This is a genomic window from Anaerotignum lactatifermentans DSM 14214 (assembly GCF_900142265.1).
Lineage (GTDB): Bacteria > Bacillota > Clostridia > Lachnospirales > Anaerotignaceae > Anaerotignum > Anaerotignum lactatifermentans.
In genome coordinates, this window is sequence record NZ_FRAH01000032.1 from 19,467 (window position 1) to 34,280 (window position 14,814).

A 14,814-nucleotide genomic window follows, 5' to 3' on the forward strand; every position below is an offset into this window, starting at 1 on the left:
TGGAATCCGCAGTCGGAATTCACTTCCGACGAGGAAAACAGCACGTTTCAAGGCATTTTTATGCCGATGGAACGTACTGTTTATACATACAGTAACCTCGTCAAAATCCTGATTTTGACGAAGGGTGTCGACTTTTTCGACACCCTCAATTCTGTGCCTTTTTTTTGTTACGGAACATACTGTTCTTCTACTTTTGTCACAACACCATTTTCCGAAGTAATCCAGAACGGCAGGTACCCGCCTTCTTCTTCCAGATGCTTCTGCAATTCTTTCCAGCTTTTCAGCTGTTTCTGCTCCACACCATTTTCCGTAAATTCCACCACCAGAATTTCTGGTCGTTTTCCCATATCCATGGTTCTGTCGTTTTCCCATGTGCGAATATAATATCCGTTTGGCATTTCCATATTGGGGTCCAGATGCACCTGTGCCAGACGTTCTCTGTTTTCCTCTGTATACCACTGGGCTTCGTTCAATCTGAGCCACTCATTTTCAAAATCCAACTCTAAGATATACCCGAACTGTTTAGAGGACATATCTCCGTAAAAATCCTCTAGAGTTCCTTCTCTCACCACAATATCATCAGTTGTCACAGACCAAAGCCCCATTTCATCCCGCAGAAATGTCATGGCAACATCTTCGGGATTCAAAAGCCCTACCTTGCCCCTTCATCGCACTGCGCCTGCTGTTCCGCATAATAAGCATCTTCTTCTGCGCCGCTGACATAGTTGTAATAAAGATGTCCCAACTCATCGCTCCATCGTTCCACGCACCAGATACCGCCATCCCCCTGTTTCACAGGCTGGGACAGAAGCAGCCGCCAGTCACTGTATCCTTTCTGCTGATGGAGAGATACGTCCACAATGATATGATTTCCCGGGTATGTTTCCGGTGTGAGATATCCTTTTTCCTCCAGAAGCGCCCGCACCATGGTACCCATTTCTTCCTGCGGCATGGTCAATTCGTATGGATAAATGCTGCCAAAGCATACGCCAAATAACGCCGCCTGTTCCTCTGTATAGGAAAATTCCGCAACGCCGCTTTCATCCGGTTCCGGCAGACTCATTGCCCCAAAAGCGTATTTTTCCGATTCCAGATACAGATAATCGCCTTCCTGTGTAACGCCCTCCGGCAGCTGCAAAGGCTTGTCGCTGTCCAGCTGGTATTGACATTCTCCCGACCAGACTTCCACAGCGATACCTTCCCCCAGCAATCCATCCACACGAGCATGCTGTGTCGCTTGCATCACTTCTCTGTCAATGATATGACTGCCCTGACTTTCCACCATAGAGACAATCTTTTCTTCCTCCATTCTGGCGATGTCATTGCTGTCATCCACTTTTTCCGGCGCACTCCAAATGGCGCATCCCACTGCCACCGCTGCCACAACTGCCAGCCCTGCCACAACAGAAACGGGCTTTTTGTATTGAAGGATATGCTTTACCCTTGTTTTGATGGGCTTTTCCCCAAATGCCAAAGGGGTACCGAACCATCTTTCCTCTGCCGACAGCCGCACCAAAGAAAGAGAATATCCTTTTTTGATGTCCGTCCCCATTTTTTCCAGCACCTTTTCATCACAGGAGCTTTCCATATCCGCTTCCATGCACCGGAATGCCAGCCAAACCAGCGGATTGAACCAATGCAGACAAAGAATGACAAAAGCCCCTTGCTTGATGCGCATATCATGCCGTTTGATATGGATTCTCTCATGACAAAGCACATACTCCCGTTCTTCCTCTGTCAAATCCGCCGGAAGATAGATGCAGGGTGGCAGTCCCATAACAAACGCTGTGGGCAGTCCTTCCACCTGATATACATTCGGTTCCAGCTTTTCCCCATTTTTCAGTTTCTTCCGCAGTTTCCTAGAAGAAATCATGCCGTATGCCAGCAAGATCACGGTTCCCGCAAACCATACCACAGAAGCCCCTTCCACCATCCGTTCCATGGGAAAAACTTCTTCTCCCAATTTCCGCACTGGTGTCCGTTCTGCCACAAAATCATCCACGAGGGAAATCCCGCTTTCCACTTGCGGCACTGCTTGATAGAGCTTTTCCTGCCGAAAACTTTCCACCCCCACAGGCATAGGACTATAGGAAGTCTTGATGCGCACGGGTAGAATCAGTGCCAGAAATACCACCAGCCACAGACCATAAGAAATGGACTTAGGGCTTTTTTTCAGCAAAAACCGCAGAATCAGCACTGCCACAATGGCAAAACTGCCGTAAAGGGATAAATTCAAAATTTCCAGAAACAGTCCATCCATACTCAGCCCTCCTCGTATGTCTCAATAAGCTTTTTCATCTCCTCCACTTCTTTCGCCGTCAGCCCTTTCCCCTTTGCAAAGGCTGTGAGAAACTTTGGCAGGGAACCACCGAAGCTGTCTTTGACAAATTGTCTGCTTTCCTGCGCCTGCCATTCCTCTTTGGTATATACCGCCCGAATCATGCCTTTTTCATTGACAAAGACCCCTTTTTGCTCCAGTTTTTTCAGCATGGTATAGGTGGTAGACTTCTTCCAGTCCATTTCCTCTCCGCAGATTTTCACCAACTCCGCCGAGGTCATGGGCACATGCTTCCATAAAATCTCTGCCAGTCTTTCTTCCGCTTCCGTCAGTTGGTATCCCATGGTATCCCCCCCTTTCGGTCTATAAGTTTTAGACTTCTTTTCTTTTAGTCTATAATCTATAGACCAATTTGTCAATGATTTGTTTCTATTTTCATACAAAAAAACAAAACAACAGTCTTTCCTTCAGAAAACATTGTTTTAAAAGAAAATATTTCCGTAAAATCATGATAAACAAGGAAAGCTGGAATCCTGCGCAAGAATTCCAGCTTTCTTTATACCCCAAATATTCAGGGAAAATCTCCATATTTTATTTCACGGTGCTCCAGATATTACTGTAAGCCGTTGTATTTTCATCAGGAATCAATCCCAATCTCCAGAAAGATACCCCATTGACACCCATCATTTTTGCCAGATCCATTTTATCCTGAATGCTGCGGCTGTCCTCATACCAGATAACCTTGGTGGTATCTCCATCCTGCACTGTCATGTAAGGATTCCGGTACTTTTCAGAATATTCGGATTTCGTGCCGCTCTGCAAATAAGTCTGCAAGGTGTCATAATCATTGTCGATGCCCTGACTGTTGACAATAACGCCATTTTGCAGATCCCATTCCACGTTGGAAGAAGGGCTCATCCCCAGCACGACCTTGCTGCTGTCCGTCACACCGGTATTCTCATCGGTAATGGCATGGAGTCCATAATATACCTGATCAAAAGGAGAAACAGGCGTTGTAGTAAAGCCGCTTTGCTGTACATCAGCGGAAATATTCTTTGCCTCATAGTCATAAGCCATCATAATGACTTTGTCCGCAATCTCACCAATGGCTTTGTAGTCATATCCATCGTAATAACTACCATCTTTTGTTGCCGGATGAACTGCCACATACAGGCTCTTTCCTTCCGCTGTCAATGCTGTATCCAGTTCTTTCAGGAACGCCACGAAATTCTGTTTCAATGTACTGCCGCGGAGTCCTTCAAAGTCAATGGTGACTCCTTCATAAGGATTTCTGCCCAGTTTCTTATAAGTCACTGTCACTTCTTCCATAATGGCGTTCACTGCTGCTGTGCGGTTTTCCGCATTGTTCAAAATGGTCTGCGCCTGTGTGGCATCCGACAGGAAAACATTCAGATTGGTCTGGACACCGCTATTCTGCAGTTCTTCCACAATCTGTTCATAGCCTTCCGGCACTGCCCATTCATTGTTGTTCTCATAAAGGGTATTGACCACAATACTTCCGTCGTCACGATATTCCATTTTGCTCCAGCCAAAAGAAACAGCGTCCATTTCCTTTGCCAGATCTTTCTGCCCATAGGAAGAGAAAGCGTAGAATCCATGAACAAAGTCCGTATCACTGTTCATTTTGTTGTAGCACCGCAGCATCATGGCTGCCGCTTCTTCTCTGGTAGCTGTTCCATTTGGCACAAACTGTCCATCGCCTTTGCCGCTGACAATGCCGAAATCATATGCCAGATTGATATATCCCTTGTTGCTTGTCACATCTGTGAATGGAGAAGCTGCCTCTGCCGCCGTTTCCACCAGATTGTCATAGCCCAATCCTTTCACCAGCATCACAGCCATTTCCTCTCTGGTAATATTGTCATTGGGGCGGAAATTCTGGGCGCTGTCATCCAAAGCCCCATGCTGTGCCGCTGTTTCGATACTCTTGAAATACCATTGGTTCACATCCTGATTATCCGCAAAAGAACCGCTCTGGGCATCCACCAGTTCCCAGCCAAACATCCGGCACATCATGGACACAAACTGCCCTCTTGTCACCGTTTGTCCCAGACCAAAAGTACCATCATCCATACCGCTGATGAAACCAATCTCGCTGGCTTTCACCACTTCGTTATACGCCCAATGGTCTGTGGGCACATCGGGAAACTGCGCACCAAAAGCCGTTGCCGACCAGAGGGTTCCCATTGCCGCTGCCAAAAAAATGACCTTTCCTTTCATACCCGTTCCTCCTTTTTATTCCAAAACCCTTTTGTGCAAAAAAAGCTGCATGGAACCGGCATTTTTCTGCCGTCCATACAACTTTTTCTTTCTGTCTGTGTTGCCGCAAAACAGAGAAGTCCTTTGCTGCATTGCGTTCCTTACAGCTTTATTTTACTCCTCTTTTTTCCGTTTGTCTTTTACAAAATTCTTAATCCGCTCTCTTTTCCAGAAAATGACAACTCCAAGCACAAGAACTACACATCCGGCAATGGGCGCGACCACATGCCACAAAGGTGTCCGTTCCGCATAGAACGTAAACTGGGTACCATCTGCGTTAAAGCACAGATACTGTCCATCTTTCTGGGTATCCAAAGGCACAGCGCCGCCATCTTTCACCAGATACAGCTTCAGCAGTCCGCCGCCTTCCGGCATGCAGTACCGCATCAAATGCGTAATGCTGCCGTCTTCTGGCAATGTTACCTTCCAGCCTTCTACGAATTTACTGCTGTCCATACTGCCCACGTCTTCCGCAGTCACAGGTTCCATGGTAATTTCCGCACCATCTTCAAAACTGCCTTCTGCCAGCAGAATAGAAAGCATTGCTTCGCCTCTGGTCTGTGGTGACGCAATGGAAGAACTCCGCTGGGTGTAAACGGCTTCGATAACTCTGTCAAATGTAACAGTTTCCGGCAATTCTTCCCAATTTCCGGAAGAACCTTCCAGTTTTGGCACTTCTGGAATAGGCTTGCTGTCTGTTTTTTCACCGTAGGTGTATGCTACATCATCCACCACGGCACCGTTTGCCATATAAGTCAGATAGAAAGAACGGAATCGTTCCGGCAGCCCTTCTATGGCAATGAAATCTTCGTATGCCATAGGCTCTGCTTCTCCGGCAAAACTGATGTCGTCCACACCGCCCCAGTCGCCGTCTACAAAGTAGTTGCCTTTCACATTTCCTTCGGCTTTTCCGGCAATGGCACCAGCCGCTTCTTCCGCATCCGTCAGTTCCACCATGGCACGGCAGTCAAAGATGTCTGTACCATATCCGGCAATACCGCCGGTATAGCTGCCGCCGCTCAATGAAACTTTGGCATCACTGTTTCGTACCACAGAGTCAGAGCTGCCCACAATGCCGCCGATATAATCGCCGTCGCTGCTGGTCACTTTGCCATAAGCCTCACATTTGTAAATGCTGCCCAGCTTCATATAACCAGCAATGCCGCCTACATAATCTTTTTTCCCGGTCACCGTTCCGTAGTTTACAGAACTCCGCAGGACAGCTTTTGTCTGGAAATGCTGATTCAGGGAAGTATCCCCCTGTCTTGTCAGGTCGTCTTCCGGGTCAAAGTCGTATTCCACCGCAATGGCGCCGCAGATCCCCCCGGTATCCACGTCACCCTCTACTTTGCCGTAGTTGCGGCAGTTTTCTGTGACACCTTCCGTGGAAGAAGTCACTTCTTCTGATATATCTTCATAAATCTCTTCTTCTTCGCCATCGTCCAGCAGTTTTTCATAAATATCCCGCATGATATCCATGATGCTTCGCATCTGGTCATTCATTGCCCGCAGGTCAGAAATCAGGATGTCGCCATTGTCCCCCATTTCGTCTGTCATCTGTTCCACTTCGTCGAAAATGGAACCTGTCTGATCCAGCAGATTGTCCACCTGCTCTTTATATTCCGCATCAGGCACAGCAAACTGAGGTGCGCCGCCTTCTCGGAAATCCCGAATTGCCCAGCGCATGTCTGTTACCATATCGGATAATCCATCCTGAATGTCCTGTAACTGTTCCACGGAACGTTCCAGTCTGGATAAAGCGCCGTTCAGGTCAGAAGCCATATCACTGCCGCTGTCCAGTGCGTCCCCCATTTCATTTTTCGTGTTGTTGATGGCACGAATGACACCGTCACCGGCAGACTTCAGATAAGTCACATCCCCCTGCAAGTCAGCCAGCGCTTCTTCCATGGCTTCCCAGTTGCCCACAGAACCAATGACATTTTGGACACTCTGGTTTACATCTTTCCATGCGTCTTTGTAATTCTGTACCGCACGATCCAGCTTTGTCAAACCGCTGTTGGCACTGTCGATGGCATCTTGTCCAGCCTGTGCTGCATCCTCCAAACGTTCTACAGATTTATGGAGATGATTCAATGCGTCTGTAATATCGTCTGCCACATCCTCCCCGGTTCCCAGAATATCTTCCAGATCACCCAGGAAACGGTCTGCCCGTGCACTCAGGTCATTGATAGTCATAATGGTATCATCCACATAATCTTCTGTCCGGTGTACCAGATAGTCCGTGCTTTCTCTGGCTTCATCGGACATAGCGGAAATGTTGTCCAGACGGAAAGAAACGTCATCCATCGTGGTTTCCGTATGATCCAGCATGCCGTCCATAATGTCCTGCAATCCCGAAAAAGCATCGGAAAGCCGTTCCAGATCGTCCTTGCCGAATTTCAAAATCAGGTAAGGTTCCATCTGCCCTACAACACCGCCTACGTCTTTTCTGCCGTAAACATCGCCGCGGTTTTCACAGTCGTGGAGATAGCCAGACTGTCTGCCGGCAATGCCGCCTACGTTATACCCCACATGTGGGTATCCGATTTCCCCTACGTTTTTGCATCCCTGCAAAAGCCCGGAGGAAAATCCCGTAATACCGCCAGTATCTGTATATACAGAAAGGTTTTCCGTATTGTTGATATGGGTCACATCAATATCATCCAATGTAGGAGCAATTTCTGCACCATCTGTATTGACACTGCTTTCGTTGGTACAGCGGATGATGCTGCCAAGGTTTTGCCCTGCAATACCGCCAGTGTAGTGTTCCCCACGGATTTCTCCTCGAACGGTACAACCCGTGATGACCCCGGTGTTTTCATTGATGCCGGCAATACCACCAATGTTGTTCTTGCCGTCTACCACACCGTTGAACATACAATTTTCAATGGTGCCGCTGTTGTGTCCCACAATACCGCCAATGGCGCTTTTCCCGCCAGATGGCTCCCATGTGCCTGTGACAGTCAGGTTTTTCACCACTGCACCTTCACTCACATAACGGAATACCCCTGTGTCAGAAGCCGCTGATGTATAAGAACCCATATGGATGCTGTGTCCGTTGCCGTCAAAAGTACCGCTGAACACAGGCACCGGCGTAAAACTGCCGCCCAAATCCAAATCTGTATCCAGCACAACAGTCTTGCCTACAGACCAGGTATCCAGCTTACAATTTTTCACAAATGATTTCCAATCCTCTGCCGTAGCGATGCAGATTTCTCCCCCATCGGATGCAAAGGCGCTCAAAGGCAGACCAAAAACCAGCAGCGCTGCCATGAGTAATGATATGATTCTTTTACTGATTTTCATCGGTCTGCCCCTCCTCTCTTTCGGTTTCTTCCGTTTGTTCCTCAGGCGGTTCCTCTTTTGGCTTTTCTTTCTTGCCTTCTGTATCTACAACGGCATGGACTTCGCCGTGGATAACCCCCTGTACCTTCGCGTCAATGGTACCGGAAACATAACCCCGGATATGACCATTGACACGGACGGAACCTTCCATTTCGTGACTGAGTTCCGGCGGCTTGATGGCAAACATGGTCCGTTCGATAACCTTGTCCCCCAGCAGCAAAATTTCCGGCAATACAAACATAACCAGGAAAATGGATAAGATGGTACCACGTCCCAGACAAATACCGATGGATGCAACGGTAGGGTCAGAGGACATGAACCCAATCAAAAGCCCTGCTGCTGCCAGCATGGAACCAGATGTAATGATGGTCGGAAATGCCTGATTCAATGCCAGAATGATGGCTTTGTGAGGGGGCATCTGTTTTTTCAGTTCCATATACCGGTTGGAAATAACGATGGCATAGTCGATGTTTGCCCCCATCTGTATGGAGCTGACCACCAGATAACTGAGGAAGAACAAATTGCTGTGCATCAAATACGGGAAGGAGAAGTTGATCCATACACTTCCCTGAATCACCAATATCAGCAAAATGGGCAGCCCAACGGACTGGAATGTAAAGAGCAGTACCAGAATGACAAATACAATGGAAAGGACACTGATCATCACATTATCCCGGCTGAAGGAGCTGGAAAGGTCAAAGTCACTGGTGCTGTTGCCTACCAGCAGAAAATCATCGTAATATCTTCCCACGTCTTCCCGAAGCACATCCAGGAATGCGAAGGTTTCTTCCCCTTCTTCCGGCAGGTTCAAATCCAGTACCAAACGGGAGTAATTTTCCCCTTGCAGCTGTTTTCTGGCATCGTCGATTTTTTCGTATGCGTCATCCAAATCCCGCTGCATTTCATCGTCCAGTTCCACATATCCTTTGTCCGCTTCCTCATGGACAAACAAAAACATATCAATGAGGGGCACTTCGTAATTATCCAGATTGCCAATGACATGACCATATTCCTCATTCTTGATGCCGTAAGCACCATACAGGAGTTTTGCCACTTCCACATCCAGGTCCATCATTTCCGCGAATTTTCTGGGTGTCAAAGCGTCTGCCAGCATGTAATCGTCTTCTGCTTCCGCGTTGGCAATACCCAAAGCCGAATTGACTTCGGGATGCTTCTGGATATCTGCTAGCAGTGCCCGCTCGCTGTCATAATCCCCTTTTGGAATGACAATTGCCAATGTATTTTGTCCCCCAAAGGTTTCTTTGATTTTATCATCGGCAATGGTATTCTCACTTTTCTGGAAAGAAGTAATCTGTGTGTACCCATAAGCATAGGGGCACATAGAAGAAAACTTAAATACCACAATCAGCAAAATCAGGAAAATAGGTGGGACAATGTACTGCATTTTGATAACAATACGTCCTAAGCCGTCAATACTTGGTACAAAGTTTTTATGATGTGTCTTATCAATGCCCTTGCTGAACAACATCAGCAAACCGGGCATCAATGTAAATACGGACAGCAGACTGCAAAAGATGGCTTTGATGAGGACTCTCCCCATATCAAACCCAATGCCGAACTGCATGAACATCAGCGCGCCCAAACCGGAAATGGTAGTCAAGCTGCTGGCTGAAATTTCTGGAATGGCTTTGCTCAGTGCCGTGATAGTCGCCTCTCGGGGTTCCATATGCACCCGTTCTTCGCTGTAGCGGTGACAAAGGATAATGGCATAGTCAATGGCAAGAGCCAATTGGAGCACCACCGTTACGGAGTTGGAAATAAAGGAAATCTCTCCAAAGAAGAAGTTGGTTCCCATATTCAGTACTGCTGCCGCAATGAATGTCAGCAGCAATACAGGAATTTCCATATACGTTTTGGAAGTAAGCAGCAGTACACTGACAATGATTACCGCTGCCACTACCATAATCATTTTCATTTCTTCCGCCAGCAAATCGGAGCGATTATTGCCCACTTCTGTGGATACGTACAAATCATAGGGCGCAAGTTCTTCCTTCAGTTCATTCAGCGCTGTTAAGGAAATATCGTCATCCACTTCCCCATCAAAAGTCACATCAAACAGCGCCGCTGCCCCTCTGTAGTGGCCTTCCGTTTCATCAAATTCCACTTCTGAAATGCCTTCTATTTTCTCCAAATCCTCCGATAGGGTCAGCGCTTGGTCATATGTAATGTTGTTGACCATGACCCGGGCTGTGGCAAATGTGGTGAATTCCTCATCCATCAAGTCCAGCCCACGCCTTGTTTCCGTTTCTTCCGGCAGATAGGACGTCAGGTCGTCATTGACCGATACCCATCCGCTGGCAAATACAGAAAAGAGCATTGCTGCTCCATATAACAGAAAGAATAAATTTCGCTTATCTACAATGAGCGTCGCCAGTTTTTCCCAAAAGGAACGCTCGTCTTTTTCTTTTTTCATGGTTTCACCCGTTTCTATGTGCTGTACCCCTTATCCTCAACGGCAGCACGTACTTTCCTGATTTTATCTATAAAAAAAATATAATGGCTTTGCAGGAAAAATACCATAGACAATTTGATGTATTTTGTATAAAAAACACACTGCAAAGAAAACTTGGCAAAAGTATTGACAAGTAAACTTGGCAATGCTATGCTGAAAATACCAAGTAAACTTGGCAAGGAAAATATTTTTAAAATCGGGGGAAATGTTATCATAAAGGAGGGGCACTTTTATGGATAAAAACGAAATCTTACGGCGCAGTCAAGAAGAAAACCAATATGGTGATGAACGTGAAAAACAGATTGAAGCAAAAAGTGAATCCTTTGGGCAAAACATAATTGTTTTTGGTTTGATTATTCTGACGGTTTTTAATTGGATAAAAGGACTTCCGGTAAAACATTTTATAGCAATTTTCTGGGCAAGCGTAGCCGCAAAGTATTATTATCTTTTCTGGAAAAATCGCAAAAAACGAGATCTCTTCTGGGGTTTGCTTACCACTGCCACTTGTCTGGGTAATCTCTTTTTGCTATATTGGGAGGTATTTCAATGAATAAAGAAGAAATTTTAAAACGCAGTCAAACAGAAAATATGTTGGGAGATGAACGGGATCAGCAAATCCGCACAGAAAGTGATTCTTTCAGCCTGATTTTCACACTGGCTGTCACACTGCTTCTGGTGGCTGTCAATTCCATAAAAGGTCTGCCCAGCGATGGCTTTCTGGCAATTTTCTGGGCAAGCATCTCCGGCAGAGATTGTCTCCTTTTTTACCGTCATCGCAAAGTCTATCACGGCGTCATTGCTTTGGCTGCCGCCATACTTTGTGTCGCAAACATCATTGAGTATTTAGGGGGAATCTAAATGGATATCGCTTGCAGGCAAAAAGAGAATATTCTGCGGGATGCGTTTGCCGCTTTCGTAAAGCAGAAAGCTCAAGCAAATGCCTATATTGTCATTCTGATATATAGTGCTTTGGCATGTTTGATCTTTTTCCTGCAAACCTGTTTCACAGGCAGGGCTTATGGCGATTACATAGCATACTTCTTTTGTTTTTGACGGTCGTTCTTTCCAGCATTTCCGCATCCACAGAAAAGCGAAAGACATCCTCTTTGTGCTGATTGCGCTTTGTATTGCCATCATCACATTTGTCAATATCTTAAATCATGGAATGGAGATCCTCTGATATGCCAAAAGAAAAAGAACCAAAAAACGAACTTATTCTCCGTAACCGCTTAAAAGAAGCCCGCGCGGAGCAAAACTTATCGCAAAGCCAGTTAGCGGAGATGGTAGGTGTTTCCCGAAACACCATCAGTTCCATCGAAACAGGGCAGTTTAACCCCACAGCAAAACTGGCTTTGATCCTCTGCATTGCATTAGATAAAAAATTTGAAGACTTGTTTTATTTCGACTAAAAAACTGCCAGTTTCCGTCGTCTGGAATCTGACAGTTTTTCTATGTTTATCTATTGATACTTATCCACACCATGTTTTTTATTTCATACATGTTATCCACAGATTTTTTTATTTTTCCTCTGCTTTTCCACTTGTTCCACAGTTTTCAGCCTGTTTCCCACATAAAGCCTGCCATCGCGGCTCCTCTTTCAAAAAACCATAGGTTTCCTCATCAGCAAAAGACTGCAACAGCTGTTTTTTCATATTTGCCAATAATTCCGGCTGCATTTCCTGAAATGTCATGTGTTCATACAGCCATGCCTGCCGAAAACCACCTATTCCTGCCACACTGGCAAGCACCTTTTCCATGGTATCCAGAGCCAGTTCTCGGTTTTGTTCCAACACCGCAAAATCCAATTGGGGTACAACCTCATAAAATTCTCCCATTTCAAAGCACCTTGCCAATTCTCCCTGTTTTTCAGCCAGCCTTCCTGCTCGTTCCCTGTCATTTTCTTTCCGTGCCAGCTGATACATCCCATGGAGGATAGCACTCATCCGCTGATAATCCGCAAAGAGCAATTCCTCATAAGCTTTGTATGCCTCCTTGATGCGTCCCGTTTCTCCGTAAATCTGCGCCTGCATTCGCTTCCGTTCTGGATTCTGTATGGAGAAATACTCTAAATACGTTTCTGCTTCTTCATATTCTCCTTTTCGTCTGTAATATCCCACCAATCCACTGGCAGCCCGCATACGCACACTTTCCTCTGAACTCTCCAGCAGATACTGATATAAGGAACAGATTTCTTTTTCCTTCTTTTCCGCCTCTGGCACTTCATGGGTGATGGCGTATGCCTCAAAACATGCCGCCATATTCAAGACTAAATCTTCGCAGTTGGGATACTGTTCCATTTGTTTTTTCGCCCATTCAAAAGCTTCTCCGTAACTGGTTTCTTTCAGCATTTTCTGCGTCTTTTCCATCAGTTCTTTGATTTCTTTGGGCGTCAGATTCTCCCGATAAGACAAAAGGGTATCTGTAGAAATCTTCAGCAATCTGGCAATGGGTGCCAACAGGGCAATATCAGGACAAGTGACCTCCCTTTCCCATTTATTCACTGCGGATGCCGTCACGCCCAGTCGTTCCGCCATTTCTTCCTGTGTGAAATTCCGCTCTTTTCTGTATTTCCGAATGACTTTTCCCAGCATCATCCTGTCATCTCCTTTTTCTCGATTGCAAAGATCCCTGCTGCAATCAGCATACCAGAAAACCGCCCGCCTCACAACGGAGCCTTTTTCAACGATTCCGCAAAAAAATAGCGCACCATTCACATTTTCAGACACAAAAAAAGGACATCCTCTTTCAGGGGCATCTTCATAAGAAAACAAAGAAAGCCAAAATCCTTTGTAATCATAAGGATTTTGGCTTTCTCATTTTGTTTAGATTGTTATGTTTTCTTATGAAGACAGCCGTCGCAATTCCCCTTAAGAAATCAAAGAAAAGGAAATCAATGTTTTCTTAAGGTGAAGTTGCTTTGAGAATGTCCTTTTGGAAATTCGGTTTTAAATTACTTCAGAGTAACTTTAGCGCCTACTTCTTCCAGTTTAGCTTTGATGCCGTCAGCTTCTTCTTTGGAAGCCTGTTCTTTCAGCATCTTAGGAGCGCCGTCAACCAGTTCTTTCGCTTCTTTCAGGCCCAGACCTGTTACTTCACGAACAACTTTGATAACTTTGATTTTTTCGGAACCAACTTCTGTCAGTTCTACGTCGAATTCTGTTTTTTCTTCAGCTGCGCCACCTGCTGCGGGACCTGCTACTACTGCAACACCAGCTGCTGCGGATACACCAAATTCTTCTTCTGCTGCTTTAACCAGATCGTTCAGTTCGATTACTGTCAGTTCTTTTACAGCTGCAATGATTTCTTCGATTGTCAATTTTGCCATTTTAAAGCACCTCCGATTATTTTCGTATAATTTTCGTAATTTATTTCTTGATTTATGCTGCCTTTAAGCAGCCGCCCACAGAATTATTCTGCTGCGCTTTCGCCTTTTTTCGCGATCTGATCGATAACGCGAGCGAAGGAAGACATAGGGGATTTGAAGCTGCCCAGCAGTTTGGAAAGCAGTACATCTCTGGAAGGGATGTCAGCGATTACTTTCATGCCGGCTGCGTCATACAGAACGCCTTCAACAACACCTGCTTTGAATTCCAGTTCTTTTACATCTTTCGCAACTTTGTTGATGATGCTTGCACCAGCAGCTGCATCTTCATAAGAGAATGCGAATGTGCTGGGACCGGACAGATATGCGTCCAGACCTTCGAACTGTGTACCCTGGATTGCGAAGTGAACCATTGTGTTTTTGTATACTTTGTAATCCACGCCAGCTTCTCTCAGCTGTTTTCTCAGAGCAGTATCCTGTTCTACTGTCAGGCCTCTTGCGTCAACCATAACAACGGAAGTAGCCTTTTCCAGTTTTTCTTTGATTTCATTAACAATAACTTGTTTCTGTTCAATCTTTGCCATGTTTACACCTCCTCGAAGTAATCAATATGATGAAAAAGCCTCTTTGCACATAGACAAAGAGGCTTATATTTACGCTCTAAAAACAAGCAAATTCCTCGGCAGGATTTACGCACGAGGCACCTGCTGTCTACGGGCAATATGAGATTTTTCTCGTTTCAACTTGTTCAGTATACACCAAAGTCAAGCTGTTGTCAATAACCTCTTAGAGATTATTCGGAAATTTTTGTAGGATTACAATACATGTGTTACAACTGAATATTTAAAAAGCGAGGATAGGCTCACTTTGTGTTATATTTGAATCACCACAAAACAAAAATACATAAAGGAGCATCCTCGCATGGCAAGTATAACACAAGATATGAGATACCGTCTATCACTTATTAAATACGCTGAACGATATGGAGTTACCAAAGCGGCCGTAAAATATAAGACCAACCGCCAGTATATTTATCGCTGGAAAAACCGCTATGATGGCTCTTGGGATTCCCTGCGTGACCGTTCCAGACGTCCCCATTCCCATCCAAATCAGCAT

At 45.7% G+C, this 14,814-nt stretch carries 13 protein-coding genes and 1 other annotated feature; of the genes, 4 read left to right on the forward strand and 9 right to left on the reverse strand.

Translation table 11 applies throughout. The annotated features are described in order from the left end of the window. Positions 1-167: 167 nt before the first annotated feature. The 6 genes from BUB35_RS09700 to BUB35_RS09725 all read right to left on the reverse strand — a co-directional run bounded on the left by BUB35_RS09700 (position 168) and on the right by BUB35_RS09725 (position 10,337). Complete coding sequence (locus tag BUB35_RS09700; RefSeq protein WP_072851256.1) at positions 168-647, reverse strand: hypothetical protein; 480 nt, start codon at positions 645-647, stop codon at positions 168-170. A gap of 5 nt (positions 648-652) precedes the next feature. Then, positions 653-2,260 (reverse strand): M56 family metallopeptidase, encoded by a 1,608-nt coding sequence (locus BUB35_RS09705; protein ID WP_072851258.1) that lies wholly within the window; start codon positions 2,258-2,260, stop codon positions 653-655. 2 nt (positions 2,261-2,262) lie between these two features. Further along, positions 2,263-2,622, reverse strand: a complete 360-nt coding sequence (locus tag BUB35_RS09710; RefSeq protein ID WP_072851285.1) for a BlaI/MecI/CopY family transcriptional regulator — start codon at positions 2,620-2,622, stop codon at positions 2,263-2,265. A gap of 247 nt (positions 2,623-2,869) precedes the next feature. Next, on the reverse strand, positions 2,870-4,519 hold the full coding sequence (locus BUB35_RS09715) for an S-layer homology domain-containing protein (protein WP_072851287.1): 1,650 nt from the start codon (positions 4,517-4,519) through the stop codon (positions 2,870-2,872). Between the two features lie 153 nt (positions 4,520-4,672). Next, positions 4,673-7,864, reverse strand: a complete 3,192-nt coding sequence (locus tag BUB35_RS09720; RefSeq protein WP_072851289.1) for a GLUG motif-containing protein — start codon at positions 7,862-7,864, stop codon at positions 4,673-4,675. After that, on the reverse strand, positions 7,851-10,337 hold the full coding sequence (locus tag BUB35_RS09725; RefSeq protein WP_072851291.1) for an efflux RND transporter permease subunit: 2,487 nt from the start codon (positions 10,335-10,337) through the stop codon (positions 7,851-7,853). The genes BUB35_RS09720 and BUB35_RS09725 overlap by 14 nt, the downstream gene beginning before the upstream one ends. A gap of 271 nt (positions 10,338-10,608) precedes the next feature. Between BUB35_RS09725 and BUB35_RS09730 the strand changes: the two genes are divergently transcribed. The 3 genes from BUB35_RS09730 to BUB35_RS09745 all read left to right on the forward strand — a co-directional run bounded on the left by BUB35_RS09730 (position 10,609) and on the right by BUB35_RS09745 (position 11,785). Then, positions 10,609-10,926: a DUF6442 family protein gene (locus tag BUB35_RS09730; protein ID WP_072851293.1), complete on the forward strand. Its 318-nt coding sequence runs from the start codon at positions 10,609-10,611 to the stop codon at positions 10,924-10,926. After that, positions 10,923-11,234 carry a DUF6442 family protein gene (locus tag BUB35_RS09735; RefSeq protein ID WP_072851295.1) on the forward strand — a complete coding sequence of 104 codons (312 nt, stop codon included), beginning with the start codon at positions 10,923-10,925 and terminating at the stop codon, positions 11,232-11,234. Before BUB35_RS09730 ends, BUB35_RS09735 begins: the two co-directional genes overlap by 4 nt. A gap of 323 nt (positions 11,235-11,557) precedes the next feature. Beyond that, on the forward strand, positions 11,558-11,785 hold the full coding sequence (locus tag BUB35_RS09745) for a helix-turn-helix transcriptional regulator (RefSeq protein ID WP_054330420.1): 228 nt from the start codon (positions 11,558-11,560) through the stop codon (positions 11,783-11,785). Positions 11,786-11,893: 108 nt separating this feature from the next. On the opposite strand, the gene BUB35_RS09750 is transcribed toward BUB35_RS09745, so the two are convergent. The 3 genes from BUB35_RS09750 to rplJ form a co-directional block, all read right to left on the reverse strand. Beyond that, a complete protein-coding gene (locus BUB35_RS09750; protein ID WP_072851299.1) occupies positions 11,894-12,970 on the reverse strand; it encodes a helix-turn-helix domain-containing protein in 1,077 nt (358 codons plus the stop codon). A gap of 356 nt (positions 12,971-13,326) precedes the next feature. After that, a complete protein-coding gene (gene rplL / locus BUB35_RS09755; RefSeq protein ID WP_175055107.1) occupies positions 13,327-13,692 on the reverse strand; it encodes a 50S ribosomal protein L7/L12 in 366 nt (121 codons plus the stop codon). A 92-nt stretch (positions 13,693-13,784) separates the two neighbouring features. After that, positions 13,785-14,282, reverse strand: coding sequence for a 50S ribosomal protein L10 (gene rplJ, locus BUB35_RS09760; RefSeq protein ID WP_022254768.1), 498 nt, complete (start codon positions 14,280-14,282; stop codon positions 13,785-13,787). Positions 14,283-14,304: 22 nt separating this feature from the next. Further along, positions 14,305-14,433, reverse strand: a sequence feature (ribosomal protein L10 leader region). Positions 14,434-14,619: 186 nt separating this feature from the next. Between rplJ and BUB35_RS09765 the strand changes: the two genes are divergently transcribed. Next, the coding region (locus BUB35_RS09765; RefSeq protein ID WP_143158970.1) for a helix-turn-helix domain-containing protein at positions 14,620-14,814 on the forward strand (195 nt) is incomplete at its 3' end.